Source organism: Micromonospora globosa (assembly GCF_000717585.1).
GTDB lineage: Bacteria > Actinomycetota > Actinomycetes > Mycobacteriales > Micromonosporaceae > Micromonospora > Micromonospora aurantiaca.
Genome location: NZ_JNZR01000026.1, coordinates 1 through 26,945, shown reverse-complemented (window position 1 = coordinate 26,945; position 26,945 = coordinate 1). Strand labels below are relative to the sequence as shown.

Below are 26,945 nucleotides of genomic sequence, written 5' to 3'. Positions count from 1 at the left end.
GGTAACTCCGGCACGGGGGATCAGACGCCGCAGCTACGCTCAGTACGCTCATCGCGGTGGACCCGTCAGTACCCGGAGGTGGCCGATCGTGACCGTCCGTAGCTCCTTTGTCGTAGTGGCCAACCGTCTGCCGGTCGACGAGGTGAGCACACCCGAGGGGCGGCAGTGGCGGCGCAGCCCCGGCGGGCTGGTGACCGCGCTGCACCCGGTGCTGGCCGAGCACCAGGGCACCTGGGTGGGGTGGGCCGGCGGCACCGGCGCCGCGCCCGAGCCGTTCGACCTGGAGGGCATCCGGCTGCACCCGGTGCCGTTGAGCGCCGAGGAGCTGGAGCGCTACTACGAGGGCCAGTCGAACGCGACGATCTGGCCGCTCTACCACGACGCGGTGGAGACGCCCGCCTACAAGCGGCGCTGGCGCGAGGCGTACCGGCTGGTCAACGCCCGGTTCGCGGAGGCCGCGGCGGACGTGGCGGCCGAGGGCGCGACGGTCTGGGTCCAGGACTACCAGCTCCAGCTCGTGCCGGCGATGCTCCGCGAGCTGCGGCCGGACCTGCGGATCGGCTTCTTCCTGCACATCCCGTTCCCGCCGATCGAGCTGTTCATGCAGATGCCGTTCCGCACCGAGATCCTGCGTGGACTGCTCGGCGCGGACCTGGTCGGCTTCCAGCAGCGCCTGGCGGCGCAGAACTTCGTCCGGCTGGCCCGGCACCTGCTCGGCCTGCGCTACGAGGGCCAGATGATCCAGGTCGACGGCAGGCAGGTGAAGGCCGGCGCGTTCCCCATCTCGATCGACACCAAGGAGATGGAGCGGCTGGCCGAGGACCCCGCGATCCAGGCCCGGGCCAAGCAGATCCGCGAGGAGCTGGGCAACCCGAAGACGATCATCCTGGGCGTCGACCGGCTCGACTACACCAAGGGCATCGAACTCCGGCTGAAGGCCTTCCGAGAACTCCTCGCTGACGGAAAGTTGACAGTTCCGGACGCGGTTATGGTGCAGGTCGCCACGCCCAGCCGCGAGCGCGTGGAGCACTACCAGGCACTTCGGGTGAAGGTGGAACGCGAGGTTGGCCGGATCAATGGTGAATTCGGCCGGGTCGGCGTGCCTGCAGTGCATTATCTGCATCAGTCGTACAGTCGCTCCGAACTGGCCGCGATGTACGTCGCGGCCGACGTGATGATGGTGACCCCGCTGCGAGACGGAATGAATCTGGTGGCCAAGGAGTACGTCGCATCGCGCGCCGACCAGGGCGGCGCGCTCGTGCTCAGTGAGTTCGCCGGCGCCGCGACAGAGCTGCGCCAGGCGTTCCTGTGTAATCCGCACGACCCGGACGCGGTGAAGGACGCGTTGCTGCGGGCCGTGCATGTCGAAAAGCCCGAAGCCCGCCGCCGGATGCGCGTCATGCAGCGCCATCTGCGCAGCCACGACGTGGGCCACTGGGCCAAGTCGTTCCTCAGCGAGCTCGGCGTCCCCGATACGGAGGCTGCGTGACCTCGCCCGCCCCCGCCGCCGCCCACGGCGGCGTGCTGGATCCCGAACTGCGTGCCGCCATCGGCCGTATCGCCCGGGTTCCGCAACTCCTGGTCGCCTGCGACTACGACGGCACGCTGGCGCCGATCGTCGAGGACCCCAGCAAGGCAGTGCCGCTGCCCGAGTCGGTGGCGGCCGTACGCGCGCTCGCCGCGCTGCCGCAGACGAGCGTCGCCGTCGTCTCCGGCCGGGCGCTGCGCGACCTGGCCACGCTCTCGCGGCTGCCCAGCGAGGTGCACCTCGTCGGCAGCCACGGCTCGGAGTTCGACATCGGCTTCGTCGAGCGGCTCACCCCCGAGCTGATCGCGGTCCGGCACCGGCTCCGCGAGGCGCTGCGCGAGATCGCCGCCGAGCACCCGGGCATCCGCCTGGAACGCAAGCCGGCCAGCGTCGCAGTGCACACCCGCGGTGTCGACCCGCACGTCGCCGCCCGGGCCGTCGAGGCGGTCCGCAACGGCCCCGCGACCTGGGAGGGCGTGACAGTCACCCAGGGCAAGGAGGTCATCGAGCTGTCGGTGGTCGTCACCAACAAGGGCACCGCCGTCGACCAGCTCCGCACCCAGCTCGCCGCGAGCGCGGTGCTGTTCATCGGCGACGACGTCACCGACGAGAACGCCTTCGGCAACCTGACCGGGCCGGACGTCGGCATCAAGATCGGTCCCGGGGAGACCCGGGCCGACTACCGGGTGGCCGAGCCGATCGAGGCGGCCCGGGCGCTCGGGCTGCTGCTGGAGACGCGGCGGCACTGGCTGTTCGGCGAGCGGGCGGTGCCGATCGAGCGGCACTCGATGCTCGCCAACGGCCGTACCGTCGCGCTCGTCACACCGGAAGCCAAGATCACCTGGCTGTGCCACCCGAAGCCGGACTCGGCGGCGATCTTCGCCGACCTGGTCGGCGGCAGCCCGGCCGGGCATTTCACGGTCGGCCCGGAGCGGGGCGGCATCCCGCTGGGCCAGCGCTACCGCAGCAACACGATGACGGTCGAGACCCGCTGGTCCGGCCTGACCGTGACCGACTGGCTCGACCTGCCGGTACGGGAGACCACGCCGGACGACCCCGCAGTGGTCAGCGGCGACTCGACACTGGTCCGGGTGCTCAGCGGCACCGGGCGGGCCCGGGTCGAGTTCGCGCCGCGCCCCGAGTTCGGTCAGGTGGCGGTGCAGCTCCAGCCGCTCGACGACGGCCTGCTGGTGCTCGGCTCCAACGAGCCGGTCGCGCTGCACTCCCCCGGCGTCGAGTGGGAGGTCACCAACGACGCCGGCTACGAGACCGCGAAGGCGGTGGTCGACCTGTCCGCCGCCGGTGGCCAGGTGGTGCTGGAGCTGCGCTTCGGCACGCAGAGCCTGGAGCCGCACCGGCTGCCGCTGCACGAGCGGCAGGCCGCCGCGGAGCAGCCCTGGAAGGACTGGGTGGCCTCGCTGCGGCTGCCCGCGACTGCCCGGGACCTGGTCGCCCGCAGCGCGCTGACGCTGCGCGGTCTCTGCCACGAACCGACCGGCTCGATCCTCGCCGCGGCCACCACGTCGCTGCCGGAGGAACTGGGCGGTGTCCGCAACTGGGACTACCGCTACTGCTGGCTGCGGGACGCCGCGATGACCGCCCGCGCGCTGGTCGACCTCGGCTCGACCGAGGAGGCCGAAGGGCTGCTGCGCTGGATCGACGGCGTGGTCGAGCGCACCGGCGGGCACCCGGAGCGGCTGCACCCGCTCTACACGGTGGACGGCTTCGAACTGGGCGCCGAGGCGGTCATCGACACGCTGCCCGGCTACGCCGGCTCCCGGCCGGTACGCGTCGGCAACCTCGCCAACCACCAGCTCCAGCTCGACGTCTTCGGCCCGGTCGCGGACCTGATCGCGGCGGTGGCCGACGCCCGGGGCTCGATCCGCGACGACGAGTGGCGGGTGCTGGAGAACATGGTCGAGGCGGTACGCCGCCGCTGGCACGAGCCCGACCACGGCATCTGGGAGGCCCGCCTCCCCCCGCGGCACCACGTCTTCTCCAAGGTCATGCTCTGGATGACGGTGGACCGCGCGCTGCACGTCGTACGCCGCCACGGCGGCGAGGACCGGCCCGAGTGGGTCGAGCTGCGCGACCGGATCGCCTCAAACGTGCTGGAGCACGGCTGGCACCCGGAGGCCGAGGCGTACAGCGTCGCCTACGGGTACGAGGAGATGGACGCCTCGTCACTGTGGATCGGCATCTCCGGGCTGCTCGCCGGCGACGACCCGCGTTTCCTCTCCACCGTGCTCAAGATCGAGGCGGAGTTGCGCAGCGGTCCGGTCGTCTACCGGTACCACTGGGACGACGGCCTGCCCGGCCGGGAGGGCGGCTTCCACATCTGCACGTCGTGGCTGATCGAGGCGTACCTGCGCACCGGCCGCCGCAGCGATGCCGAGGAGCTGTTCACCCAGATGGTCGACACGGCCGGGCCGACCGGGCTGCTGCCGGAGCAGTACGACCCGCTGGCCGAGCGCGGGCTGGGCAACCACCCGCAGGCGTACAGCCACCTCGGCCTGATCCGCTGCGCCCTGCTGCTGGACAACATGCTCAAGCAGTGACCTGACCAAAGCACCAGACGGCGGCGAGGACCCAAGGTCCCCGCCGCCGTCCCCGTCCCACCCCAGCCCCAGCCCCAGCCCCGCCCCCAGCCCGGCGATCTTGCACTTGCTGCCCCGGCGAAGGGGCCATAACGGGCACCGGGCGGGCACCAAGTGCAAGATCGGCGCTATCAGGGGGCGGCGGGCGGGGTCAGGGCGTGGACCACGTCGCCGAGCACCACGATCGCGGGTGGGCGCAGCGCGGCGGCCTCGACGTCGGCGGCGACCCTGCCCAGCGTGGAGCGCAGCATCCGCTGGGCGGCTGTGGTGCCCTCCTGGATCACCGCGGCGGGAGTGTCAGCCGGCTTGCCGTGCGCGATCAGGGTGGCACCGATCGCGGCGAGGTTCTTCAGGCCCATCAGGATCACGAGCGTGCCCCGCAGCCCGGCCAGGGCGTCCCAGCGCACCAGCGACGCGGGCGCGTCGGGCGCGAGGTGCCCGGAGACCACTGTGAACTCGTGCGCCACGCCCCGGTGGGTCACCGGCACCCCGGCCACCTCCGGCACAGCGATCGCGCTCGTCACGCCGGGCACCACAGTCACCGGCACGCCCGCCTCGGCGCAGGCCAGCAACTCCTCGCCGCCACGGCCGAAGACGTACGGGTCGCCGCCCTTGAGCCGTACCACCACCTTGCCGGCCCGCGCCCGGTCCACCAGGATCCGGTTGATCTCCTCCTGGGCACGGGACGGCCCGTACGGGATCTTGGAGGCGTCGACCAGTTCGACGTCCGGGCGCAACTCGTCCAGGAGCAGGCCGGGCACGAGCCGGTCGGCGACGACGACCTCGGCCTCGGTGAGCAGCCGCCACCCCTTCACGGTGATCAGTTCCGGGTCGCCCGGTCCGGATCCGACGAGTGCGACGCGCCCTCCGGTGTTAAGAGGGGGCCCTTCCTCTACCGCAGGCGTTAAAAGGGGGCCCTTCCTTCCGAGCAGGGCGCGGATGGCGTCGCGGGTCGCCATCGCTCGGCGGGGGTCGCCGCCGCCGAGGACCGCCACTGTGACCGGTCCGTGCCGGGTCACCGCCGGGGTCCACGCGCTCGCCGCCGTCCGGTCGTCGGCGCGTACGCAGAAGATCCGCCGCTCGGCCGCGGCGGCACTGACCGCAGCGGCGGCGGCCCGGTCGTCGACCGCCACCTGGACCAGCCACGCACCGTCCAGGTCGCCGGGGACGAACCGGCGCGGCTCCCAGTGCAGCCGCCCGGCGTCGACGTGCGCGCGCAGCGCCGGGGTCAGCTCGGGCGACACCAGCAGCACGTCCGCGCCGGCGTCGAGCAGCGCGGGCACCCGCCGGGTCGCGACCGCTCCCCCGCCGACGACGACCACGCGCCGCCCGCCCAGCCGCAACCCCAGCGGGTACGGGCTCGGCGGCGTCGGCCCGGTCACTTCTCCGCCACCCCGGCGGAGTCGAACGTCGCCACCTCGTGCAGCACCCGGACCGCGCCGGTGACCACCGGCAGGGCGAGCAGCGCTCCGGTGCCCTCGCCGAGCCGCAGCCCCAGGTCGATCAGCGGTTCCAGGCCGAGGTGCCGCAGCGCCGCCGTGGCGCCCGGCTCGGCGCTGCGGTGCCCGGCGACCATGGCGCCCACGGCGTCCGGCGCGAACGCGGCGGCGGCGAGCGCGGCGCTCACCGCGATCACGCCGTCGAGCAGCACCGGCACCCGGCGCGCGGCGGCGCCGAGGATCAGGCCGGTCAGCGCGGCGTGCTCCAGCCCGCCGACGGTCGCCAGCACGCCCAGCGGGTCGGCCGGGCCGGGCTCGTGCCGGGCCAGCGCGGCCCGCACCACAGCCACCTTGCGGGCGTACGTCTCGTCGTCGACCCCGGTGCCCCGGCCGGTGGCCGCCTCGGCGTCCACGCCGGAGAACGCGGCGATGAGCGTGGCGGACGGGGTGGTGTTGCCGATGCCCATGTCGCCGGTGAGCAGGATGCCCGCCCCGGCGTCGATCAGCTCGCCGGCGACCTGGATGCCGGTCTCGACGGCCGCGCGGGCCTCGTCCCGGGTCAGCGCCGCGGTGACCGTCATGTCGCGGGTACCGGGCCGTACGTTCGCGGCCACCAGGCGCGGCCCGGCCGGGTCACCGGGCTCGTCGGCACCGGGGATCGGGGTGGCCACGCCGACGTCCACCACTGTGACCGAGGCGCCGGCCTGGCGGGCGAACGCGTTGACCACCGCGCCGCCGGCCAGGAAGTTCGCGATCATCTGGGCGGTGACCTCCTGCGGCCACGGGGTCACGCCCTGGGCGTGCACGCCGTGGTCACCGGCGAAGATCGCCACCGCGGCCGGTTCGGGCAGTGGCGGTGGGCAGGCGCCGGCCAGCCCGGCGAGGCGTACCGAGAGCGGCTCCAGGGCGCCGAGCGAGCCGGCGGGCTTGGTCAGCCGCCCCTGCAACTCGCGGGCCGCCGCCATGGCGGCCTCGTCCAGCGGCCGGATCGCCGCGACTGTGGACTCCAGCATCATGCCTCCAGGATCCGTGCCAGCGTCTCGATGAACGCGTCGGTGGTGCGCCGGTCGCGTACGGCGATCCGGAGCCAGTCCGGGCCGAGCCCGGGGAACGTGTCGCCCCGGCGTACCGCCCAGCCGTGGGCGCGCAGCCGCTCGCGTACGTCGGCGGCGCCGGCCACGTGGATCAGGACGAAGGCGGCAGCCGGGCGGCCCGCCACGCGTACCCCCGGCAGGCCGGACAGGCGGGCCACCAGGTGGTCGCGGTCGGCGGCGAGTTCGGCGGCGATGGCGCGTTCGGCGGCGACGGCGGCCGGCGCGGCGCAGGCGGTGGCGGCGGCGAGCGCCGGGGTGGAGACCGCCCAGAGCGGCTGCGCGGCGGCGAACCGGGCCAGCAGCGCGGCGTCGCCGAGCAGGTAGCCGATCCGCAGCCCGGCCAGGCCCCAGGTCTTGGTGAGGCTGCGGACCACCACGAGGCCGGGGAGGTCGCGGCGGGCGGCGAGCGACTCGGGCTCGCCGTCGACGCCGGGCGCGGCTGTGGTGTCGGCGAAGGCCTCGTCGACCACGAGCACCCGGCCGGGACGGGCCACCGCGGCGATGGTGTCCGCCGGGTGCAGGACCGAGGTCGGGTTCGTGGGGTTGCCGATCATGACGAGGTCGGCGTCGCCGGGGACGCGGGCCGGGTCCAGGCGGAAGCCGTCGGCCGGGTCGAGCAGCACCCGGTCGACCCGGTGCCCGGCGGCCCGCAGCGCGGCCTCCGGCTCGGTGAACTGCGGGTGCACCACAACGGGGTGGCGGACGCCGGACAGCGCGCGGGCGATCAGGACGAAACCCTCGGCGGCGCCGGCGGTGAGGAGTACCTCCTCCGGGGGTCGCCCGTGCCGGTGAGCGACGGCGGCGCGGGCCGGTGCCGGGTCCGGATACGCGGCCAGGTCGCCCAGCGCGGCGGTGATCGGGTCGGCCAGCCAGTCCGGCATCGGGGCGCGGCGCACGTTCACCGCCAGGTCCACCAGGCCGGGAGTGGCCTCGGCGTCCCCGTGGTGGCCCAGGTCGGGCTCGTCGAGCGCGGCGGCGCTCCCGGTCGGTGCTGCGGGCATGTCCGCGATCCTGCCGGGTAGCCGCCGCCCGGGACAGCGCATCCCGGCGTGGGTCGCGTCACGGTCCGCCGGTTTATGAGTTCTTCTCATTTTCGAATCGGAAATGTCATAGCTTGACCCCGTGAGCAGTCGTCCCCTTGCTTCCGCTGGCCGTCTCGTTCCCCTTCTCCGCGCCGGGCTGATCGCCGGCATCGTGGTCGCCGCCGCCCTGTATCCACTGGTCGCCGTCACCGGCATCGGGGCCAAGGCCACCGCGCACGCGATCGAACAGAAGACGAGCATCCTCAAGACCGCGCTGCCGGCCGAGACCTCGTACGTCTACGCGCCGGACGGCAAGACCGTGCTGACGATGTTCTACGAGGAGTACCGGCAGTACACCAAGATCGAGAACATGTCGCCGAACATCCAGCAGGCGATCGTCGCCGCCGAGGACAACCGCTTCTACCAGCACCACGGCGTCGACCCGAAGGGCGTGGCGCGTGCTTTCGTGTCCAACGCCCGATCCGGGGGCGTCTCCCAGGGCGCCTCGACGATCACCATGCAGTACGTGCGGATGGCGCTGCGGGACAGCGCGACCACGCCCAAGGAGGTCCAGGAGGCGACCCAGCAGACCAGCCTGCGCAAGGTCAAGGAGATGCGCATGGCGCTGGACATCGAGAAGCACCTGAGCAAGGAGCAGATCCTGGAGCGCTACCTCAACTCGGCCTACTTCGGTCACCGCGCGTACGGGATCTACGCCGCCTCGCAGATCTTCTTCTCCAAGACCCCGGCCACGCTCACCCCGGTCGAGGCGGCCACGCTGGCCGGGCTGGTGAAGTCGCCGTCGGAGTACGACCCGATCACCTCGGACCAGAAGGACGCCACCGGGCGACGCAACTACGTGCTGGACAACATGGCCCGCCTCGGCTACCTGTCGCCCGATGCCGCCGCCGCGGCCAAGGGCCAGCCGATCAAGCTGAAGCTGACCACCCCGCCGAACGACTGCGCCGCCATCGACGGCGGCCACCGCAGCTGGGGCTTCTACTGCGACTACCTGAAGAACTGGTGGAGCTCGCAGCCCGCGTTCGGCGAGAACCGGCTGGAACGGATGGACAAGCTGCGCCGCGGCGGCTACCGGATCGTGCTCGCCGTCGACCCGAAGACCCAGGCGGCGGCGGAGAAGAACGTCGGCGCCAAGGACAACACCGGCAGCCCGTTCGCCAACGGCATCGTGGTCGCCGAACCCGGCACCGGACGGATCAAGGCGATGGCGGTGAACCGGAACTACTCGCTCGACCTGGCCGAGAACCCGAACAGCTCGAACCCGGAGGCCGGCCCGAAGGTCAAGGCGAACTACCCGAACACCGTGGCGCCGCTGCTCGGCGGCGGGACGCTACCGGGCTACCAGGCCGGTTCGACGTTCAAGATGTTCCCGATGCTCGCCGCGCTGAACGCCGGGATGCCGCTGTCCACCGCGTACGACTCGCCGCACACGTACAAGTCGGCCGTCTACGACGGGTGGGCCCCGTCCAACGCCAGCGGCGCGATGACCGGCCGGCAGACCATGTGGTCCGGGTTCGGCAAGTCGGTGAACACGTACTTCGTCCAACTGGAGGAGAAGATCGGCGCGGACGCCGGGGTGCGCCTGGCCGAGCAACTGGGGCTGCGCTGGCGTACCGACGTGGACAAGGAACAGGCGTCGCCGGGCAAGGCGAAGAAGTGGGGCGCGTTCACGCTCGGCGTCTCCGACGCCACCCCGCTGGAGATGGCGAACGCGTACGCCGCCATCGCCGCCGACGGGCGCTACTGCGAGGCCATCCCGGTCAACGCGATCATGAACCGGGACGGCACGCCGGCCACGTACACGACGGCGGGCGGGGTGCAGCGGGAGGTCGCCAAGCCGCGGTGCCGGCAGGTGGTGAACGCCGACGCGGCCCGCGCCGCCACGGACGCGGCGCGCTGCCCGACCGGCGACACCCCGGCCAAGGGGAGCTGCGGCGGCTGGTCGACAGCCGACAGCGTGCGGGGCACCGTGGGCCGCCCGGTCGCCGGCAAGACGGGTACGACGGACAGCACCCGGTCGGCGTGGTTCGTCGGCTACACGCCGGAGCTGGCGGCGGCGAGCTTCATCGCCGACCCGGACAATCCGTTCAACGCGGTGGGTGACGGCCAGTCGCAGATCCCGGTGAACGCGGTGGCGCAGACCCTGCGGGACTCCCTGAAGGGCCAGCCCACCCGCCAGTTCACCCCACCCTCCGACCAGATGGTCGGCTGACCCACCTGATCCGCCCGGGGGTGCGCCCGGGTAGTTGATCAAGGAGTTTGCGTTCCGGATCGGCCGATCCGCCGACGCGAACTCCTTGATCGACGTTGTGGGGCGGGAGCGGTCAGCGGAGGTCGGCGGCGACGAAGGACCACAGCTCCAGGTCGACCCGGGCGCCGCGGACGATACCGGCGTTGCGCAGCAGACCCTCGTAGCTGAAGCCGGCCTTCTCGGCGACCCGCCGAGACGCCACGTTGCCGGCCGCCACCCGCAGCTCCACCCGCTGGAACCCGTGCTCCAGGATCAACGCGATGGCCACCGCGTCCACCGCCTCTACCGCCAGGCCGTAACCCCGGGCGTGCGGCGCGATCGCGTACGACAGCTCGGTGAGCCGGGCGCCCCAGTCGGTACGGCGGGCCCAGAGCGAGCCGACCACCCGCTGGTCCTCCCGGCGGACCACCGCCCAGTGGTCGCCGTCGCCGCTGTCACGCCGCTGCCGGGCCAGCTCGGTGCACCACGCCCGCCCGTCGATCTGCCCGGACGCCTCGGCCAGCGGCAGCCAGCGCTGCGTCTGCCGGTCGGCGAACACCTCGTCCACCGCCTCCGCGTCGGCGACGACGAGGTGCCGCACCTCGATGCGCGGGGTCGAGACGGTGAGCGCCGGGAACCGGCGTACCGCCACCTGCCCGATCACGCCGGCGCCCCCACCGGCGCCAGCGCGGCGGCCACCAGCCGGGCCGCGATGTCCGGATGCGCGGCCCAGTGCGGCACGAGCTGCGAGGCGTGCACCGCCTGCCGGACGAAGCCCTCCGGGTTGCCACCCTCCCAGCGCCAGGCCGGACGGTCACCGGCCCGCGGAGTGAGCACTGCGGCGTGCTGCTTGTGCCCGGTCACCGTCGTGCCGGCCGCGGCCACCACGCTGTCGGTGACAGCGGTGGCCGTGCGGTAGCCGACCACCAGGCCGTCCCTGATCGTGCCGACCGCGTCGAGCACCCCGCACATGGGCAGGCCGTCCAGCTCCCGGGCCAGCCAGAGCAGGCCGGCCCCCTCGGCGATCACCGGGCGGCCCGAACGAGCCAGCTCGGCCACCGCGATGCAGAGGCGGCGGTTGGCGGAGAGCTGCTCCGCGTACGTCTCGGGCAGCCCGCCGCCGACGACGAGCGCGCGCGCCCCGGCGGGCAGCGCCTCGTCGCGCAGCGGGTCGAGCGTGACCACCTCGGCGCCCGCGGCGCGCAGCAGCTCGGCGGTCTCGGGGTGGCTGTAGGCGCCGGCCGGTCCGCCGGCGAGCGCCACCACCGGCCGCTCCCCCGACGGCTGCGGCGCGTCGGCCGGCTCCGGCGACCACGGCTCCACGGTGAGCGCGGGGGCGGAGCGGGCCAGCGCCAGCAGCCGGTCGAGGTCGACGGTGGCGGCCACCGCCTCACCGAGCCGGCGTACGCCGCGTTCGGCGTCCGCGTCGGCACGCACCACGGGACCGGTGCCGTACCGGCGGGCGGGCAGCACCGGGGGCAGCTCGTGCCGGCGCAACGCCCCGTAGACCGGCACGCCCACGTCGTCGAGCGCCTCGCGCAACAGCGCCTCGTGCCGGGGCGAGGCCACCCGGTTGAGGATCACGCCGCCCAGCCACAGCTCGTCGTCGTACGCCCGGAAGCCGTGCACCAGCGCGGCCACCGACTGGCCCATCGCGGCCACGTCCACCACGAGCACCACCGGGCTGCGCAGCGCGGTGGCGACTGCTGCCGTGGACTCGCTCTCCGGTCGTCCGCCGACCGAGTCGTAGAGGCCCATCGTGCCCTGCACCAGCGCGAACCCGGCGCCGGCCGCGCCGTACGCGAAAAGGGGGGCGATCCGCTCCGGGCCGACGAGTCTCGGGTCCAGCGTGCGCCCGGCGCGCCCGGCGGCGAGCCCCAGATACGCCGCGTCCACCTGGTCCGGCCCGACCTTGAACCCGGCCACCGGGATCCCCCGGTCGGTGAACGCCGCGAGCAGGCCGAGGGAGACGGCGCCGGTGCCGTGCCCCGAGGAGGGCGCACTCAGCACGACGCGCGGCACGTCGGTCATCATCGACTCCTGATGTGGGTGGTTTCCGCCCGCGTGACCATACCCGTCCGACCCGGCGCGCGAGAGCCGCGCACACCGCTGTTTCTGCCTGGCAGCGGCGAGTGGCATCGCTCATACGGGTAGCCTTGGCCAACGTGTACCGGTTCCTGCTGACCCCGCGCTGGCTCGGCTACCTCGCGCTCACGCTCGTCGCCGCCACGGTGATGGTGTTCCTGGGCAACTGGCAGCTGGACCGCTACCGGGGGCGCACGGCCGTCAACGAGCGCATCGACGCCGGGGCCACCATGACGCCCGCGCCGCTGCGCGACGCGCTCCCCGCGCCCAGCGGCGGCGACGTCGGTCCCGCGCCGTCCGAGGAGCTCACCTGGAGCCGGGTCACCGCCACCGGCCGGTACGACAGCGCGAACACCGTCCTGATCCGCGGCCGTACCGTCGACCGGACCGTCGGCTTCGAGGTGCTCACCCCGCTGGTGCTGGCCGACGGCACCGCGGTGCTCGTCGACCGGGGCTGGATCCCGCCCGTGCCGGGCGCCGGCGCGACAGTCCAGCCGGAGGTGCCGGCGGCGCCGGCCGGCGAGGTGACCGTGACCGGCCGGGTGGTCGGCAGCGAGAGCGGCGGCGGCGCGGTCAGCCGGCGCGACGGCAAGCTGGAGGCCCGGCGCATCGACATCCCCCGCCTGGCCGAGCAACTCCCCTACCCGGTGACCGGCGGCTACGTGCTGCTCGACGGCCAGACGCCGGCCGCCGACCCGGCCTTCCAGGCGGTCCAGATCGGGCACACCAACAACTGGCAGAACTTCGGCTACGTGTGGCAGTGGTGGATCTTCGCGGTGATGAGCCTGTTCGGCTACGGCTGGGTGGCGCGCCGGGAGGCCCGCCGCCGGGCCGGGCTGGACACCCCGGGTGAGCCGGTGGACCGCGCCGCCGAGCCCGCCGCCCCCACCTCCGCCTGAGTACGTCGCCCTCCCGGTGGGCACACCTGGGGGCGGGGACGTTGTAGGGTCCGCGGATGATCGTCAATCGTGGGGGTCGCGGTGACCTCTGACGCCACGACGCCCCCGGCCGCCGAGCCACCCGCGTACGACCCGTGGTCGGCCATGCCGCCTGCGGTCGCGCCGCCCACCGAGCAGTTCCCGGTGATCGCCGCGCCGGAGGCACCCGTCACTCCCGCCCCCACCGCGCAGTTCCCCGCCCCGCCGGTGGCCCCGCCTTACTCCGCGCCGCCGTTCTCGGCCCCACCGGCGCCGCTCTCCGCGCCGCCGGCCACCGCGCAGTTCCCGGCCGCGCCGCAGTTCTCGGCGCCGCCCGCGCAGTTCTCGGCGCCGCCCGTACCGCCGGCCGGGGTGGTCGCGCCGTACTACGGGCCCGCACCCGGGGCGTATCCACCGCCCGGGCCGGTGCCGCCCACGCAGTCGGCGGTAGCCGTGCAGATCGCCGAGATCATGGTGACGCCGCCTGTCATCCGCACCCCGGCCGGTGTCCTGCCGCTCGCCGGCGCCTCCTGGTACGTGACCGACTACTGGCAGAAGGAGGAGAAGATCGCCCAGTGGGCCATCGTCGCCGCGATCCTCGGCTTCTTCTGCCTGACCGTGTTCAGCCTCCTCTTCCTGCTGGTCAAGGAAACGCGGCACTACGGCACCGTGCAGGTGACGGTGAACAGCGGCGGGCACCAGTACGTCGCGCGGATCCCGGTGACCGACCAGTTCCAGGTGCAGCAGCTCAACAACCAGGTCAACTACGCCCGGTCGTTGTCGGCCGGCTGAGCCGTCAGCCGGTGACCCGGCCGGCGTGGATGGCGCGGACCGCGTCGATGGTGTCCGCCTCGGCGGCGGTCTTGTCGTCGCGGTAGCGCAGCACGCGGGCGAAGCGCAACGCCATGCCGCCCGGGTACCGGCTGCTCGTCTGCACCCCGTCGAACGCGATCTCGACCACCTGCTCCGGCCGGACCCGCACCACCCAGTCGCCCTTCTCCACGGCGAGCGACAGGAACCGTTCGGTCTGCCAGCGCAGCAGCTCGTCGGTGAGCCCCTTGAACGTCTTGCCGAGCATGACGAACTCGCCGGTGCGCGGATCGCGGGCGCCGAGGTGCAGGTTGGACAGCCAGCCCTCCCGCCGGCCGCTGCCCCACTCGACCGCGAGGACCACCAGGTCGAGCGTGTGCCGCGGCTTGACCTTGACCCAGGCCGAGCCGCGCCGGCCGGCGTCGTAGGGCGCGGCCGGGTCCTTGACCACCACGCCCTCCTGGCCGGCGTCGACAGCCGCGGCGAACGCCGTGGCCGCCTGCTCCACGTCGTCCACCTCGATTCGGTCGACGAGCAGCGAGGCGTCGACCGCGCCGGCCAGGGCCGCCCACCGCTCCCGTCCGGGCGCGTCGATCAGGTCGGTGCCGTCGAGGTGCAGCAGGTCGAAGAAGTACGGCGTGAGCACCGGTTCGCCGGTGCGCTCGGCGGCGGCCAGCACGGCGGGCGCGACCGGCGCCTGCCCGGTGGTGCTGGGCGTGGTGCGCCGGGCTGCCCGGCTGGACGTCTCCTGGAACGGCAGCGGCCGGCCGGCGGCGTCCAGCCCGATCGCCTCGCCGTCGAGCACCAGCTCGCGGGCGGGCAGCGCGCGGACGGCGGCCACCACCTGGGGCAGCCGGCCGGTGATCTCGTCCAGGCTGCGGGTGAAGACCGCGATGTCCGGGCCGGAGCGGTGCACCTGGATGCGGATGCCGTCGAGCTTCACGTCGACCATCGCCGGCACGCCGGTGGCGGTGAGCGCCTCGTCGACCGAGGGCGCGCTCTGCGCCAGCATCGGCGCGAGCGGCCGGCCCACCTGGAGCCCGAACCCGGCCAGCGCGGCGGCGCCGCCGGTGAGCGCCGCGACCGCCACCGCCCGCAGGTCACCGGCGAGCAGCAGGGCCCGCCGGACGGCCGTGACCGGGACGTCGGCGGCGCGCGCGACCGCGTCAGCCAGCAGCCCGGCCTGCGCGCCCTGGCGCAGCTCGCCCCGGAACAGGCCGGTCAGCAGGCGCTGCTCGTCGGCGGTGGCGGCGGCGAAGAGACGGCCGACCAGTTCCCGGCGCCGGGCCTGCGAACCGGCCCCGGCGACGCGGGAGATCTCCTCGATCGCCGCGTCGACGGCGGCGACGGTGAGCGTCGGCTCGGCGGCCGGCGGGGGCAGGTCACGCAGGCCCGCCCAGCCGACACCGGTCTGACGCTGGCGCAGCTCACCGGCGAGATAGCCGGCACCAGCCGGGATCTCGCCCGGCTCCAGCCCGCGCAGCGCGGCGGCCAGCAGCTCCACCTTGGCCCGTCGGCCGCTGGTGGCCCCGACCGCGGCCGAGGTGGCCGCCAGCTCCGCGAAACGCACGCCCACATCCTGCCAGTCGCGTGTGACATCGGGGTGGATCCGGCGGCCCGGCACACCGCACGGGTGCGCCGGGCCGACGGGCCGACGGTCAGGCCGAGACCGGTTCCTCGATGCGCAGGCCGCGCCCGCGCACGCCCTCGGCGACCCGGGTGAGCAGCGCGTCGAGCGTGACCAGGGCGGCGGAGAGCTCGCCGATCTGTTCGTTGAGCGTGTCCTCGGACCACGCGGAGACGTCGACGTCCCCCAGAGCACGGACGGCGGCCTGGAGCCGCTCCATCTCGTCGTTCGTACGCATGTTCGAAAGGCTATAACACCCCGCCCGCCGACACACCACAAACTCCGACATCCGCCCCGAAGTTACGGTTTCGACACCTCAGGCGCGGTTTCCGGCCTCGGCCACCCGGGCCAGCAGCAGCGCCTCGGCCAGGCACACCCGCGCGAACTCGCCCAGGTGCAGGCTCTCGTTCGGCCCGTGCGCCCGCGCGTGCGGGTCCTCCACACCGGTCACCAGGATCGCGGCCCGCGGGAACATCTCCTGGAACGTGGCGATGAACGGGATCGACCCGCCCACCCCGATGTCGACCGGGTCGGTGCCGTCCCAGGCCGTCCGGAACGCCGACCGGGCCGCGTCGAACATCGGCCCGGAGGCGTCGATGACGCAGGGCGCGCCGTCGTGCTCGAACGTCACCGACACCTGAGCGCCCCACGGCGCGTGCCGCTCCAGGTGCGCGGTCAGCGCCGCGTACGCCTTCTTCGGGTCGTCGCCCGGCGCCAGCCGTACGCTCAGCTTCGCCTTCGCGGACGGCACCAGCGCGTTCGGGGCCTCGCCGGTGGACGGCGCGTCCACGCCCAGAATCGCCAGCGCCGGCTTCGTCCAGAGCCGGTCGGTGATCCGGCCGGTGCCGAACAGCCGCGCGCCGTCGACCAGGCCGGCCTCGGCGCGGAACCGGTCCTCCGGGTAGTCGACGCTGGCGCCCTCGCGGGCGGCCAGCCCGTCCACCGCTACGTCACCCGCCTCGTCGTGCAGCGTGCCGAGCAGCTTCACCAGCGCGGTGAGCGCGTCCGGCACGGCGCCGCCGAACATGCCGCTGTGCACCGCGTGGTCGAGCGTGCGCACCTCCACGAAGCAGTTCACGATGCCGCGCAGCGAGGTGGTCAGCGCCGGCACGCCGACGTCCCAGTTGGTGGAGTCGGCGATCACGATGACGTCCGAGGCCAGGTCGTCACGGTGCTCGGCGAGCAGCCGCTCCAGCGAGTCCGAGCCGTACTCCTCCTCGCCCTCGATGAACAGCACCACGCCGACCGGCAGCCGGTCGCCGAACGCGCGCAGCGCGGCGACGTGCGCCATGATGCCCGCCTTGTCGTCGGCGGCGCCCCGGCCGTAGAGGCGGCCGTCGCGCTCCACCGGCTCGAACGGGTCCGACTCCCACAGCGACAGGTCGCCGACCGGCTGCACGTCGTGGTGCGCGTACATGAGCACTGTGGGCGCGCCGGCCGGGGCCGCCTTCGTGCCGATCACCGCGGGCTGGCCGCCGGACCGGACGATCCGCGTGTCGAGGCCGCAGCCGCGCAGCAGCTCCGCCACCGCCTCGGCGGAACGCTCCACGTGCGAGTGGTCGAAGCCCTCGAAGGCGATGCCCGGGATGCGGACGAGTCGCTCGAGGTCGGCACGGACGCCGGGGAGTTCCCGCTCGACGGCGGCCCGCACCTCGGACTCGGAGAGGATCGGAGTGGTCATGACCGGAATCGTATGCTGGCCTTACCCCGCCACGTCGCCCGAGCCCGATCGCCGCCCCACGCGCACGTAGTAGCGGTCCGCGTCGTGCGGCAGGTCCGGGGCGCCGTCGACGACCAGGTCCACAGCGGCCTCGGTGCCGTCGGCGGCGAAGTGCGACCGCTCCCCCGCGTGCCAGCGGCGCAGCTCCGGCAGGATCTGCTCGCCGTCGCGGGCCAGCGCCCGGCGCAACCGCAGGTCGGCCGGCGCGGTGACCAGCACCGACAGCGTCAGCTCGGGGCGTACCGCGGCGCGGGCGGCGCTCACCCCCTCGACGATCAGCACCGGACCGGCCGGCACCGGCACCACCCGGTCCAGGAAACAACGGCGCACCCAGCTGTAGCGGCGGTAACCGCCCGCCCGGCCGGCCCGCAGCGGGCCGAGGACCTGCTCCTCCAGCCGGGTCCAGAACGTGAGCTGGTCGTCCCAGCCGTCGAGCAGGTCGTCGGTGTGCACGAGCGGCGGGCGGACGCCGCCCGCCCCCGCCGCCAGGGCGTCCGCGAGGCGCGTCGCGAACCGGCTCTTGCCCGCGCCGCTGGGCCCGTCGACGGCGACCAGCCGGGTACGCCCCAACCGCGCCGGCCCGGCCAGCACCCGACGGGCCAACCCGGCGTACGCCTCGATCAGGGCAACGTTCACCCGACCGACGCTAACGTTCCCCCGTCCGCTGGAAACTGCGACCCGGGCGGACCGTTTCGCCGAGCGGCGGCGCGGCGCGCTGGGCATCATCGGGGGGTGCTCCATGACGTGATGTGTCCGGGCGTCGACGCCCTCCTGGAACAGGCCCGCGCCGGTCTCCGCCGGCTCACCCCGCACGAGACCGTCGAGGCGGTCCGTGGCGGCGCGCTGCTGATCGACACGCGTACCGAGGCGCAGCGCCGCGAGGAGGGTGAGCTGCCCGGCGCGATCGTCATCGACCGCACGGTGCTGGAGTGGCGACTCGACCCGGCCAGCGCGTGGCGCATACCCGAGGCCACCGGGTACGACCGCGAGATCGTCGTGGTGTGCCGGGAGGGGTACAGCTCCAGCCTGGCCGCCGCCAGCCTCCAGACGCTGGGACTGCGGCAGGCCACCGACATGATCGGCGGCGTGCAGGGCTGGCGGGAGGCCGGACTGCCGATGTCCGACCGCCCGGCCGACGTGCGCTACTGAGCCGGTGGCGCACCGGGTGGCACGAACGGCAGTCCCGGCGGTGGGCCGGACTCGATCAGCCGCCACAGCGCGTCGGTGTCGAGGTGCTCCTCCACCAGGTCGCCCAGCAGGTCCAGCGTCCGTTCCCGGGCCGCCGCGAAGGACGTGTCCGGCGCGACCTTGAACCCGGTCCGTCCGGCCGCCTCCGCAACCTCGGTCAGGAACCGGCGGCGGAACGCGTCCGAGGAGAAGGCGCCGTGCCAGTGCGTGCCGTACACGGTGCCGAGGCGCGCGCCCTCGCCGGTGCCGTCGGCGTAGCGCAGCAGCGGCGCGAGGCCCGGGTCGGCGGCCGTGACCCGGCCGTGGTGGATCTCGTACCCGTGGACCGGCACGTCGCCGGCGGCGGTGCCCTCGGCCCGGCGGACCGTCTTGCGGGGCTCGAAGGTGATCTCGACGGGCAGCAGCCCGAGGCCGGGTACGGTGCCCCGGCGGCTCTCCACCGCATCGTGGATCGCCCGGCCCAGCATCTGGAAGCCGCCGCAGATGCCGAGCAGCGGCCGTCCGGCGGCGGCGTGCGCCCGGACCGCGTCGGCCAGGCCGGTCTCCCGCAGCCAGGCCAGGTCGGCGACTGTCGACTTGGTGCCGGGGAGCACCACCAGATCGGCGGCGGCGAGTTCGGCCGGCTCGACGGTGAGGCGTACCCGCACACCCGGCTCGGTCGCCAGCGCCTCCACGTCGGTGGCGTTGCTGATCCGGGGCAGCCGGACCACTGCGACGTCGAGCCAGTCGGTGCCCCGGGGCGCGGGCGGCCGGCCGAGCACCCGCCCGTACGCGAGCGAGTCCTCCGCGTCGAGCCACAGGTCCAGGGCCCAGGGCACCACCCCGTACGTCGGGCGGCCGGTGACCCGGCGCAGCATGTCCAGCCCCGGCTGGAGCAGGCCGCGGTCACCCCGGAACTTGTTCACCACGAACCCGGCCAGCAGCGCCTGGTCGGCCGCGTCGAGCAGGGCGACGGTGCCGAACATCGAGGCGAACACGCCGCCCCTGTCGATGTCGCCGACCACGATCGTGGGCAGCCCGGCCTGCCGCGCCAGCCCCATGTTGACGTAGTCGCCGTCGCGCAGGTTGATCTCGGCAGGGCTGCCCGCGCCCTCGCAGATCACCACGTCGTACTCGGATCGCAGCTCGGCCAGCGCCGCGTACGCCGTGGTGGCGAGCCGGGACCGTACCTCGTGGTAGTTGCCGGCGGTGACCGTGTCGACGGCTTCGCCGAGCAGCACCACCTGGCTGGCGTGGTCGCTGCCCGGCTTGAGCAGCACCGGGTTGAAGCGCAGGTCGGCGTCCAGCCCGCAGGCGGCGGCCTGCATCGCCTGGGCCCGGCCCAGTTCGCCGCCGCGACCGTCCGGGCCGACCACCACGGCGGAGTTGTTCGACATGTTCTGCGCCTTGAACGGGGCGACCCGGACGCCCCGGCGGCGCAGCCAGCGGCAGATGCCGGCGGTGAGCACGCTCTTGCCGGCGTCGGAGGTGGTGCCGGCGACCAGCAGCCCGCCGCTCACCGCCCGCTCCCCCGGCCTGAGCCACGGGCCGCTCGGGTGACGGCGTCCAGGGCGGCCCGGCCGGCAGCGCCGACCAGGCGACCGACTGTCACCGGGTAGAGCGCGGCCAGGCCGAGCGCGGCCACACCCACCGCGCCCGAGATCCGGGCGGCCCGCTTCAGGTGCCGCGCCTCGGGGCGGGGCCCGTCACCGAGGAAGGGCCGGGTCTCGGCGCGGCCGAAGTAGACGTTGCGCCCGCCGAGCCGGACGCCGAGCGCGCCCGCCATGGCCGCCTCGCACTGACCGGCGTTCGGGCTCGGGTGGTCGGCCCGGTCCCGTCGCCACACGTGCCAGGCGGCGGCGCGGTCCCCGTGTGCCACTGGCGCGACGGCCACCGTGAGCAGCCCGGTGAGCCGGGACGGCACGAGGTTCAGCGCGTCGTCCAGCCGGGCCGCCGGGGTGCCGAAGCGGGCGTACCGGGGCGAGCGGTGGCCGACCATCGCGTCGAGCGTGTTCGCCGCCCGGTAGCCGAGCAGGCCGGGCAGGCCCGCGACCGCGCCCCAGACCAGCGGGGCGACCACGGCGTCCGAGGTGTTCTCGGCGACCGACTCGACCGTGGCGCGGGCGAGTTCGGGCTCGTCGAGGGCCGACGGGTCGCGTCCGCAGAGGTTGCCCAGGCGGGACCGGGCGGCGGGCAGGTCGGCCCGGCCCAGTGCCCGTGCCATCACCCGGGACTCGTGCCGCAGCGTGCGCCCGCCCAGCACCGTCCAGGTGCCGGCGGCCACCAGCGCGGCCCGGGCCACCGGATGGCGGCGGGTCGCCAGCGCGGCGGCGGCGCCGAGCAGGACCGGCGCGCCGACGGCGAGCGCCGTGAAGGCGGTGCCGGCCGTCCGGTCGGGGCGGTAGACCCGCCGTTCCAGCGCGCCGGCCGCCGTGCCGAAGCCGGCCACCGGATGCCACCGGCGGGGGTCGCCGAGCAGGGCGTCGAGCGCGTAGCCCGCCACCAACCCGGTCGCGTTCGCCATGGCGGTCGCCTGCCGCACCCGTCACCACCTCCGGCCGGCCAGCCTAGTCGTACCGCGGGGTGGTGACGCCGACGTCACCACCCCGCGCCCCCGTCGGACGAAGGGTCAGGCGGGCACCGGGGTACGCCGCCGGCCACGGCGCCCCGACGCGGTCCCGCCGGTGCCATCGGTCCCGCCCGGGCTCGCGCCGCCCGGCTCGCCCTCACCCGGCCCGGAGCCACCCGGCCCGGAAGCACCCGATCCGTCGACCTCCGAGGGCGGGACCTCGCCCAGCTCGTCGTCCTCGGACGTGACCGGCCCGTCGTCCTCCGTGTCGCCCAGCTCGTCCTCCTCCGGACCGCCCGGCCCGCGGTCGTAGTCGGTGGCCCGTGCACCGGGCCGGGTGTCGAACGGGTCGGGCTCGCCCACCCGCTCGACGGTGCCGACCAGCCCGACCCGGCTGCCCCCGTACTCCGACGGCGGGAAGTCGTCGTCGAAGGGCCGGTCGTCGAACGTCGTCGGCGCCTGGGCATCAGGCACCGGCTCGGTCGCCTCGCCGTGCACCCGCTGCTCGGCCTCCGTGTCCTCGACCGTGCTGGTGGCCGCGCGGGGCTGGTTGCGCAGGAAGCGGGCGCGGCCCCGGGACAGGTCGTGCCCGACGGCGACCGCCTCCAGCTCGTAGAGCGTGCGGTGGGTGCCCGCCTCGTCGGTCCAGTCCCGGGTGTAGAGGCGCCCGGCGACGATCACCGGATCACCGACCGCCACCGAGGCGGCCACCCCCTCGGCGAGGCGGCGCCAGCAGTTGACGCGCACCCGAAGGCTGTTGCCGTCGACCCAGCGGCCGCTGTCGCGGTCGAGCCGGCGGGCGGTCGAGGCGACCTTGAAGTTGGCCACCAGCGTTCCGCTCTGCGTGGTCCGGCGCCACTCCGGCGCGGTCAGCACGTTGCCGACGATCGTCACGTACGTATCGAACATCGCCCCTCCCAGGGATCGACTTGTCCCGGTGAGCGTCGGCCGGTCGCCCGGCCCGGGCCACCCGCCGGCCCGGACCTGTGGACGACGGGCCGCCCTGTGGACAACCACCTGATCAAGGTCCCGATCTGCTAGGCCGACCGGCCCTACGTGCCTGACCTGCGGCGACGCATGATCGAAAGGAACCGGCAAGCAGGCGTTCCGGAATCCCGCCGGTTGGGTAAGTACTTGATCAACCGAGAGAAAGGGAGCTCCCATGCTTCTCCGAGACGTCCGCGAGGCAGCGCGATGAGCGCCGTGGCGAACCCCGCGACCGTGGCCGAGTGCCTGCGGGTCGGCGCCGGGTTCTCCCAGGGCGACCGCAACTGGATCGCCGAGCAGTTCGCGACCCTGGACGCCCGGCTCGCCGGCTTCCACGCCGACGCCACCGAGCTGGAGGTGTCCGTCAAGGACCGCGAGGCCCGGGGCCAGAAGGTGACCCTGGAGTGCTGGGTCGCCGGGCGGCAGAAGATCGTCACCACCTCGACCGAGGAGGATCTGCACGCCGCGCTCAACGACGTCCGGGACGACCTGCGCCGCAAGCTCAACGACGCGAAGACCCGGCAGGAGCCGCGCCACAACAAGCACCTGCGCGCCGTCGACCAGCCCGAGGGCACCCCGTTGCAGGACGCCGAGCGCGAGGACGCCGAGACCGCCTGAAGTCCGGCACGGCCCGCCCGCACGGTGCCGGCGGGCGGGCCGTGCCGTTTGTTAACAAGGGGCCCTTCCTCTACCGGATGCGTTAACAAGGGCCCCCTCCTTACAACCCAGCACCCCTACCGCCGGGTAGCAAGGCGGCGTACCGTCGCGGTCGTGGAACCGGACGTGCTGGGCGCCCCCTACGAGCGGCGGACGATCGAGCTGGGCACCGACGACGAGGGGCCGGTGGTCGCGACCCTGGTGCGGCGGCGCGCCGACCGCCCGACCGGCCGCGCCGTGCTCTACGTGCACGGCTTCGTCGACTACTTCTTCCAGACCCACGTGGCCGACTTCTTCGCCGAGCGCGGCTGGGACTTCTACGCGCTCGACCTGCGCAAGTACGGCCGCAGCCTGCTCCCGCACCAGACCCCGAACTTCTGCCGCGACCTGAGCGACTACTTCCCCGAGCTGGACGCCGCCGCGGAGATCATCCGCGCCGAGGAGGGCCACGACACCCTGCTCGCCATGGGCCACTCGACCGGCGGCCTGATCATCTCGCTGTGGGCGCACGACCGCCGCGACGCCGGCCTGGTCGACGGCATCGTGCTCAACAGCCCCTTCTTCGACATCAACGCGCCCTGGATGGTCCGTCGACCCCTCGCGGCCGCCGTCTCCCGCCTGGGCCGCAGGGCGCCGCAGCGTGTGCTGCCGTTCGGCCTGGGCACCGTGTACGGCGAGAGCCTGCACGCCGACCACCGGGGCGAGTGGCGGTACGACCTGGCCTGGAAGCCGCTCGCCGGGTTCCCGGTGCGGGCCGGCTGGATCAACGCGATCCGCGCCGGTCAGCGCCGCCTGCGGGCCGGGCTGGACATCCCGGTGCCGGTGCTGCTCGCCTGCTCGACGCGCAGCTTCCGGGGCACGAAGTGGCACGACAGCGCGACCGGCGCCGACGCCGTGCTCGACGTCGAGCACATGGTGCGCTGGGCGCCCCGCCTCGGCCGGCACGTCACGCTCGCCCGCTTCGACGGCGGGCTGCACGACCTCACGCTGTCCAGTCCCGGCGTACGCGAGAAGGTCTTCGCGGAGGTCGGACGGTGGGCGGAGGGATTCCTCCGCGCCGGGCCGACCGAGCCGGAGCCCACGACGCCGCCGTCACCGCGCCGGCCGGCCGACGCGACCGCCGAGGGCTGAGGCCGGTCCGCCCCCGCCGGCGGGACGCCCGGCTCGGTCGGCCGTCCCGCCGCCGGACGGCCGGTTCAGTCGGCGACGACCGCCGTGAGCGCGGCGCGGATCCGGTCGAACGTGGCGATCGGATGGCCACCGGCCTGCGGCGGCAGCACCACGCCGAGACAACGCAGCGCGGGCCCGCCGTCCGGCCCGGCCTCGACCGCGAACACCGGCGCGCCCACGTAGCCCGCGGGCAGCTCCGTCGTGACCCGCACCTCGCCGCCGTCCCGGGCGACCCGCTCGACCACCGCCTCCAACGGCCGCGACCCGCCGTCGCCGACGCCCAGGGCCAGCACGAACGCCGACGCGGGCGCCGCGCCGATCCGGGCGACCGAGTCGGCCGGCGCGGCCACCGCCTCGGTGACATGCTGGGTACGCCAGCGCCAGCCCCGGTCGTCGGCCCAGCCGTGCAGTCCGCCGGTCGGCATCGCGGCGAGCCCCAGTTCCGGCAGGTGCAGCCAGTGGTCGGCGAAACCGGGCAGGTCGATCGGCTCGTCCGCGCCCTCGGCCGGGTCGGTGACGCTCGGCCGCAACCCGATCTCGCCGTACGCGCGGTCGGTCAGCGCGTCGGCGGTGAGCAGCCACTCGTGCGCGATCTCGCCGTCGTCGGTGGCGCCGACCAGCTCGCTGTAGAAGAAGGCGGTGCCGAGCACGCCCGCCGGAGCGCCCGGCGCATCCGAGCCGGTGAGGGGCAGGATGGCCCGCCCGAGGAGCTGGCACAGCTCGAAGACGATCTCGTTCTCGGTTTCCTGGTCGAGCAGCATCCGACGAGGGTACGGATCGCGTCCCGCCCGCCCGCGCCGGACCCGCCGCAACTGTGGTGCCGGTCCGGGCCCCGGCATGGGACGCTGAGGGGCGGAACGGACGCGCCGACCCGTACCCCCGGGCACGCCGGGACCGGCGGTACCCTCTTGGCGCGACGACAGTCGGCGCGCGCCCGTAGCTCAGCGGATAGAGCAGGGGACTTCTAATCCCAAGGCCGCAGGTTCGAATCCTGCCGGGCGCACAGGCAATTTCCCCTTCTGACCCGCTCGCGTGGGGCCATTCGTGGTGCGAGCGCGCTAACGGTGGTCCCGTGGCAGCCTCGAACGGACGCACCAAGCGCCAACGCGGCGAGATCGAAACGCTCCCCAGCGGGTCACTACGCGTGAAGGTCTATGCCGGCGTTGACCCGATCAGCGGTAAGCGGCACTACCTGACCGAGGTCATCCCCGCCGGCCGCACTGCCGCCAAGGAAGCCGAGAAGGCGCGTACCCGGCTGCTGGCCCAGGTGGACGAGCGGCGCAACCCGCGAACCCGCGCCACGCTCGACCAACTTCTAGACCGGTGGCTAGAGGTGGCCGACATCGAGGCCACCACCCGTATGGGCTACGTCAACAAGCTCAACAAGCACGTACGGCCCGTGCTCGGCAAGCTGCCGGTCGGTCGGCTCGACGCCGAGACGTTGGAGTCGTTCTACGCGAGCCTGCGCCGTTGCCGCGACTGGTGCGGCGGGAAGGCGTTCGTGAAGCACCGTGTGGAGGGCGAGCACACTTGCACCGCGAAGTGCCGGCCGCACGTCTGCAAGCCGCTCAGCGCTTCGTCGGTGCGGCAAATCCACTGGATCCTCAGTGGTGCTCTCAGCCAGGCAGTCCGGTGGCGTTGGATCGCCGTCAACCCCGCCGGGCAGGCCGAGCCACCCGCGCCGCCGCACCCCGACCCGCAGCCGCCGAATCCCGCCGATGCGGCCCGCATCATCACCGAGGCGTGGCGCGATCCAGACTGGGGCGCGCTGGTCTGGCTCGCCATGACGACCGGCGCCCGTCGCGGCGAGTTGGCCGCGCTGCGCCGGCACCATCTCGACCTAGCCGCCGGTGTACTGACGCTGCGGCGCAGTGCCTACCTGGATGAGCATGGCCAGCTACAGGAGAAGGACACCAAGACGCACCAGCAGCGGCGGGTGGCGCTCGACCCGGAGACGATTGAAGTGCTACGCGAGCTGCACGGCCGGTACGTCGACCGCCTGGCGCAGCTCGACGCAGACGCCGACCCTGCCGACTACGTCTTCTCCCCCCGAGCCGGACAACAGCCGCGGCTACCGCCCCGACACCATCACCCAGCGGTACGGCCGGCTCGCCGGCAGACTGGGTATCGACAGCCACATCCACGCGCTCCGCCATTACTCAGCAACTGAGCTGATCAACGCGGGCGTTGACGTGCGGACGGTCGCCGGACGGCTGGGGCATGGCGGGGGCGGCACGACCACGCTAAGGGTCTACGCCGCCTGGCTGTCCGAGTCGGACCAGCGTGCTGCCGGAAAGCTGGCCGCCCGAATGCCACCACGGCCGCTCACACCGACGCAACGGGCTACGCCCAGCAGCCCGTACCAGTCGGTCGCCGCTAATCTGCGTCAGCAGATCACCACTGGTCAACTCCGGCCCGGCGACCAGCTCCCCGCGGTTCCCAAGCTGGCGGCCGCACACGGCATCTCTGTCGGTACAGCGCACCGCGCTGTCGCCCTACTTACGGCAGAGGGTCTGGTAAGCGTTGTCCGAGGTCGGAGAGCAACCGTCGCGCATGCCCGCCACTAACCTGCAGATTCCCGGCGATCGTCCTATCTCAACCCTTCATGCCCCCGGTCGTCCCTCAGCGTGGCCCGGCCGATGCCGGCCCGCAGGTCGCCAGCAGGCCCGGGCTAGCGGGCGCGGCCCAGTTCGCGGGCCGCCTTGTTCCTAACGAGGCCAATTCGGCAGTCTCTCGCGGGCACTCGGGGGCATTTTTATGGCACCTCCGGCAATCGACGGATGCTGCACTTCGAGGTATGTTGCCCTTGTGCATATTGATGAGCCACTGCCCGTGCCCAACTGGTCAAGCGAGCTGGGGATTAGCCCCGGAGACCCAGCCAGGGTGAAAGTTTGGGCAAAGTCAATTCAACTGTTTCACAATAAGTCCTATGATTTGCCAGCACCCGGCGTCACCGCCATTGTTGGCGGAAACAACAGCGGGAAATCAACATTACTTCGTCAGCTCAATGACAAACTGCACAGCCCCGGAAACCTGTTGTACGGTCCAGTTGACATCGTTACGAATGCCACTTCAGTGCGCACTGGAACTGCGGCCGACTTTCTTTCCTGGTTCGCTCAGCACGCTACTTACTTCCCCGGTGGTGATCGCCAGGAGTCCTACTTCAGACAGCCCAACGGCGGCTGGAGTTCGACTGCGCGGGCGCTCGCTAGTACTCCAGCCGGGGATGTTGACCTTGGCTGAGCTGGGGCTTGGTGTGGTGTGTGAACGGGTGCAGCCACCGTCGATCATGGGCGGTTGTGTGG

The 26,945-nt window shown here is 73.7% G+C and carries 24 protein-coding genes and 1 tRNA gene; 12 read left to right on the top strand and 13 right to left on the bottom strand.

Annotated features, from left to right (window positions below; translation table 11 throughout):
• The first annotated feature begins 88 nt into the window (after positions 1–88).
• Both IF06_RS0122140 and otsB read left to right on the top strand, forming a co-directional pair.
• A complete protein-coding gene (locus IF06_RS0122140; RefSeq protein WP_013288079.1) occupies positions 89–1,489 on the top strand; it encodes an alpha,alpha-trehalose-phosphate synthase (UDP-forming) in 1,401 nt (466 codons plus the stop codon).
• Complete coding sequence (gene otsB / locus IF06_RS0122135) at positions 1,486–4,086, top strand: trehalose-phosphatase (RefSeq protein ID WP_013288080.1); 2,601 nt, start codon at positions 1,486–1,488, stop codon at positions 4,084–4,086. The genes IF06_RS0122140 and otsB overlap by 4 nt, the downstream gene beginning before the upstream one ends.
• 170 nt (positions 4,087–4,256) lie before the next feature.
• Here the strand turns inward: otsB and cobA are convergent, their stop codons facing one another.
• From cobA to cobC, 3 genes are read right to left on the bottom strand one after another with little or no spacing between them, the layout of a single operon-like run.
• Complete coding sequence (gene cobA, locus IF06_RS0122130) at positions 4,257–5,507, bottom strand: uroporphyrinogen-III C-methyltransferase (RefSeq protein ID WP_013475462.1); 1,251 nt, start codon at positions 5,505–5,507, stop codon at positions 4,257–4,259.
• On the bottom strand, positions 5,504–6,577 hold the full coding sequence (gene cobT / locus IF06_RS0122125) for a nicotinate-nucleotide--dimethylbenzimidazole phosphoribosyltransferase (RefSeq protein ID WP_030273283.1): 1,074 nt from the start codon (positions 6,575–6,577) through the stop codon (positions 5,504–5,506). Before cobT ends, cobA begins: the two co-directional genes overlap by 4 nt.
• Positions 6,577–7,659 (bottom strand): Rv2231c family pyridoxal phosphate-dependent protein CobC, encoded by a 1,083-nt coding sequence (gene cobC / locus IF06_RS0122120; protein ID WP_030273280.1) that lies wholly within the window; start codon positions 7,657–7,659, stop codon positions 6,577–6,579. The genes cobT and cobC overlap by 1 nt, the downstream gene beginning before the upstream one ends.
• Before the next feature lie 121 nt (positions 7,660–7,780).
• Here cobC and IF06_RS0122115 point away from each other — a divergent pair, with 121 nt between their 5' ends.
• The gene (locus IF06_RS0122115; protein WP_013288084.1) at positions 7,781–9,913 is read left to right on the top strand and encodes a transglycosylase domain-containing protein; all 2,133 of its coding nucleotides are present in this window, start codon (positions 7,781–7,783) and stop codon (positions 9,911–9,913) included.
• A gap of 112 nt (positions 9,914–10,025) precedes the next feature.
• On the opposite strand, the gene IF06_RS0122110 is transcribed toward IF06_RS0122115, so the two are convergent.
• A complete protein-coding gene (locus IF06_RS0122110; protein ID WP_013475458.1) occupies positions 10,026–10,595 on the bottom strand; it encodes a GNAT family N-acetyltransferase in 570 nt (189 codons plus the stop codon).
• Complete coding sequence (locus IF06_RS0122105) at positions 10,592–11,962, bottom strand: cobyrinate a,c-diamide synthase (RefSeq protein WP_013288086.1); 1,371 nt, start codon at positions 11,960–11,962, stop codon at positions 10,592–10,594. Before IF06_RS0122105 ends, IF06_RS0122110 begins: the two co-directional genes overlap by 4 nt.
• 134 nt (positions 11,963–12,096) lie before the next feature.
• Here IF06_RS0122105 and IF06_RS0122100 point away from each other — a divergent pair, with 134 nt between their 5' ends.
• Positions 12,097–12,915, top strand: a complete 819-nt coding sequence (locus tag IF06_RS0122100; protein WP_013288087.1) for an SURF1 family protein — start codon at positions 12,097–12,099, stop codon at positions 12,913–12,915.
• A gap of 81 nt (positions 12,916–12,996) precedes the next feature.
• Positions 12,997–13,725 (top strand): hypothetical protein, encoded by a 729-nt coding sequence (locus IF06_RS0122095; protein WP_030273277.1) that lies wholly within the window; start codon positions 12,997–12,999, stop codon positions 13,723–13,725.
• 4 nt (positions 13,726–13,729) lie between these two features.
• Here IF06_RS0122095 and IF06_RS0122090 read toward each other — a convergent pair whose 3' ends face one another.
• From IF06_RS0122090 to IF06_RS0122075, 4 genes are all read right to left on the bottom strand, one after another.
• Positions 13,730–15,313 carry an ATP-dependent DNA ligase gene (locus tag IF06_RS0122090; RefSeq protein WP_013288089.1) on the bottom strand — a complete coding sequence of 528 codons (1,584 nt, stop codon included), beginning with the start codon at positions 15,311–15,313 and terminating at the stop codon, positions 13,730–13,732.
• Positions 15,314–15,401: 88 nt separating this feature from the next.
• Positions 15,402–15,608 carry a hypothetical protein gene (locus IF06_RS0122085; RefSeq protein WP_030273275.1) on the bottom strand — a complete coding sequence of 69 codons (207 nt, stop codon included), beginning with the start codon at positions 15,606–15,608 and terminating at the stop codon, positions 15,402–15,404.
• A 78-nt stretch (positions 15,609–15,686) separates the two neighbouring features.
• Positions 15,687–17,051, bottom strand: coding sequence for a dipeptidase (locus IF06_RS0122080; RefSeq protein WP_013288091.1), 1,365 nt, complete (start codon positions 17,049–17,051; stop codon positions 15,687–15,689).
• A gap of 21 nt (positions 17,052–17,072) precedes the next feature.
• Entirely contained in the window at positions 17,073–17,726 is a 654-nt protein-coding gene (locus IF06_RS0122075) for a hypothetical protein (protein ID WP_198039677.1), read from the bottom strand.
• 111 nt (positions 17,727–17,837) lie between these two features.
• On the opposite strand from IF06_RS0122075, the gene IF06_RS0122070 reads away from it, so the two are divergent.
• Positions 17,838–18,239: a rhodanese-like domain-containing protein gene (locus IF06_RS0122070; RefSeq protein WP_013288093.1), complete on the top strand. Its 402-nt coding sequence runs from the start codon at positions 17,838–17,840 to the stop codon at positions 18,237–18,239.
• Here IF06_RS0122070 and IF06_RS0122065 read toward each other — a convergent pair.
• The 3 genes from IF06_RS0122065 to ssb form a co-directional block, all read right to left on the bottom strand.
• Positions 18,233–19,777, bottom strand: coding sequence for a cobyric acid synthase (locus IF06_RS0122065; RefSeq protein ID WP_030273271.1), 1,545 nt, complete (start codon positions 19,775–19,777; stop codon positions 18,233–18,235). The genes IF06_RS0122070 and IF06_RS0122065 overlap by 7 nt on opposite strands.
• Complete coding sequence (locus tag IF06_RS0122060; protein WP_030273269.1) at positions 19,774–20,799, bottom strand: cobalamin biosynthesis protein; 1,026 nt, start codon at positions 20,797–20,799, stop codon at positions 19,774–19,776. Before IF06_RS0122060 ends, IF06_RS0122065 begins: the two co-directional genes overlap by 4 nt.
• A gap of 87 nt (positions 20,800–20,886) precedes the next feature.
• Positions 20,887–21,735, bottom strand: a complete 849-nt coding sequence (gene ssb, locus IF06_RS0122055) for a single-stranded DNA-binding protein (protein WP_030273267.1) — start codon at positions 21,733–21,735, stop codon at positions 20,887–20,889.
• A 285-nt stretch (positions 21,736–22,020) separates the two neighbouring features.
• Here ssb and IF06_RS0122050 point away from each other — a divergent pair, with 285 nt between their 5' ends.
• Both IF06_RS0122050 and IF06_RS0122045 read left to right on the top strand, forming a co-directional pair.
• Positions 22,021–22,431, top strand: coding sequence for an HPF/RaiA family ribosome-associated protein (locus tag IF06_RS0122050; protein ID WP_013475451.1), 411 nt, complete (start codon positions 22,021–22,023; stop codon positions 22,429–22,431).
• Positions 22,432–22,584: 153 nt separating this feature from the next.
• Positions 22,585–23,601, top strand: a complete 1,017-nt coding sequence (locus IF06_RS0122045; RefSeq protein ID WP_030273265.1) for an alpha/beta hydrolase — start codon at positions 22,585–22,587, stop codon at positions 23,599–23,601.
• A 65-nt stretch (positions 23,602–23,666) separates the two neighbouring features.
• On the opposite strand, the gene IF06_RS0122040 is transcribed toward IF06_RS0122045, so the two are convergent.
• Complete coding sequence (locus tag IF06_RS0122040) at positions 23,667–24,401, bottom strand: hypothetical protein (protein ID WP_030273263.1); 735 nt, start codon at positions 24,399–24,401, stop codon at positions 23,667–23,669.
• 169 nt (positions 24,402–24,570) lie between these two features.
• On the opposite strand from IF06_RS0122040, the gene IF06_RS0122035 reads away from it, so the two are divergent.
• From IF06_RS0122035 to IF06_RS33655, 4 genes are all read left to right on the top strand, one after another.
• Positions 24,571–24,643: transfer RNA gene (locus tag IF06_RS0122035), tRNA-Arg, on the top strand.
• A 69-nt stretch (positions 24,644–24,712) separates the two neighbouring features.
• Positions 24,713–25,810, top strand: coding sequence for a tyrosine-type recombinase/integrase (locus IF06_RS32280; protein ID WP_232236747.1), 1,098 nt, complete (start codon positions 24,713–24,715; stop codon positions 25,808–25,810).
• A complete protein-coding gene (locus IF06_RS34440; RefSeq protein WP_232236749.1) occupies positions 25,728–26,207 on the top strand; it encodes a winged helix-turn-helix domain-containing protein in 480 nt (159 codons plus the stop codon). The genes IF06_RS32280 and IF06_RS34440 overlap by 83 nt, the downstream gene beginning before the upstream one ends.
• Before the next feature lie 316 nt (positions 26,208–26,523).
• A complete protein-coding gene (locus IF06_RS33655; RefSeq protein WP_157551515.1) occupies positions 26,524–26,883 on the top strand; it encodes an ATP-binding cassette domain-containing protein in 360 nt (119 codons plus the stop codon).
• The last annotated feature ends 62 nt before the right edge of the window (positions 26,884–26,945 follow it).

Bases quoted from the DNA above. Each gene is read 5' to 3' on its own strand.
- IF06_RS0122040 (WP_030273263.1), bottom strand. From the start codon at position 24,401: ATGCTGCTCGACCAGGAAACCGAGAACGAGATCGTCTTCGAGCTGTGC.
- IF06_RS0122105 (WP_013288086.1), bottom strand. From the start codon at position 11,962: ATGACCGACGTGCCGCGCGTCGTGCTGAGTGCGCCCTCCTCGGGGCAC.
- IF06_RS0122050 (WP_013475451.1), top strand. From the start codon at position 22,021: ATGAGCGCCGTGGCGAACCCCGCGACCGTGGCCGAGTGCCTGCGGGTC.
- cobT (WP_030273283.1), bottom strand. From the start codon at position 6,577: ATGCTGGAGTCCACAGTCGCGGCGATCCGGCCGCTGGACGAGGCCGCC.
- ssb (WP_030273267.1), bottom strand. From the start codon at position 21,735: ATGTTCGATACGTACGTGACGATCGTCGGCAACGTGCTGACCGCGCCG.
- IF06_RS0122085 (WP_030273275.1), bottom strand. From the start codon at position 15,608: ATGCGTACGAACGACGAGATGGAGCGGCTCCAGGCCGCCGTCCGTGCT.
- IF06_RS0122080 (WP_013288091.1), bottom strand. From the start codon at position 17,051: ATGACCACTCCGATCCTCTCCGAGTCCGAGGTGCGGGCCGCCGTCGAG.
- IF06_RS0122070 (WP_013288093.1), top strand. From the start codon at position 17,838: ATGTGTCCGGGCGTCGACGCCCTCCTGGAACAGGCCCGCGCCGGTCTC.
- cobC (WP_030273280.1), bottom strand. From the start codon at position 7,659: ATGCCCGCAGCACCGACCGGGAGCGCCGCCGCGCTCGACGAGCCCGAC.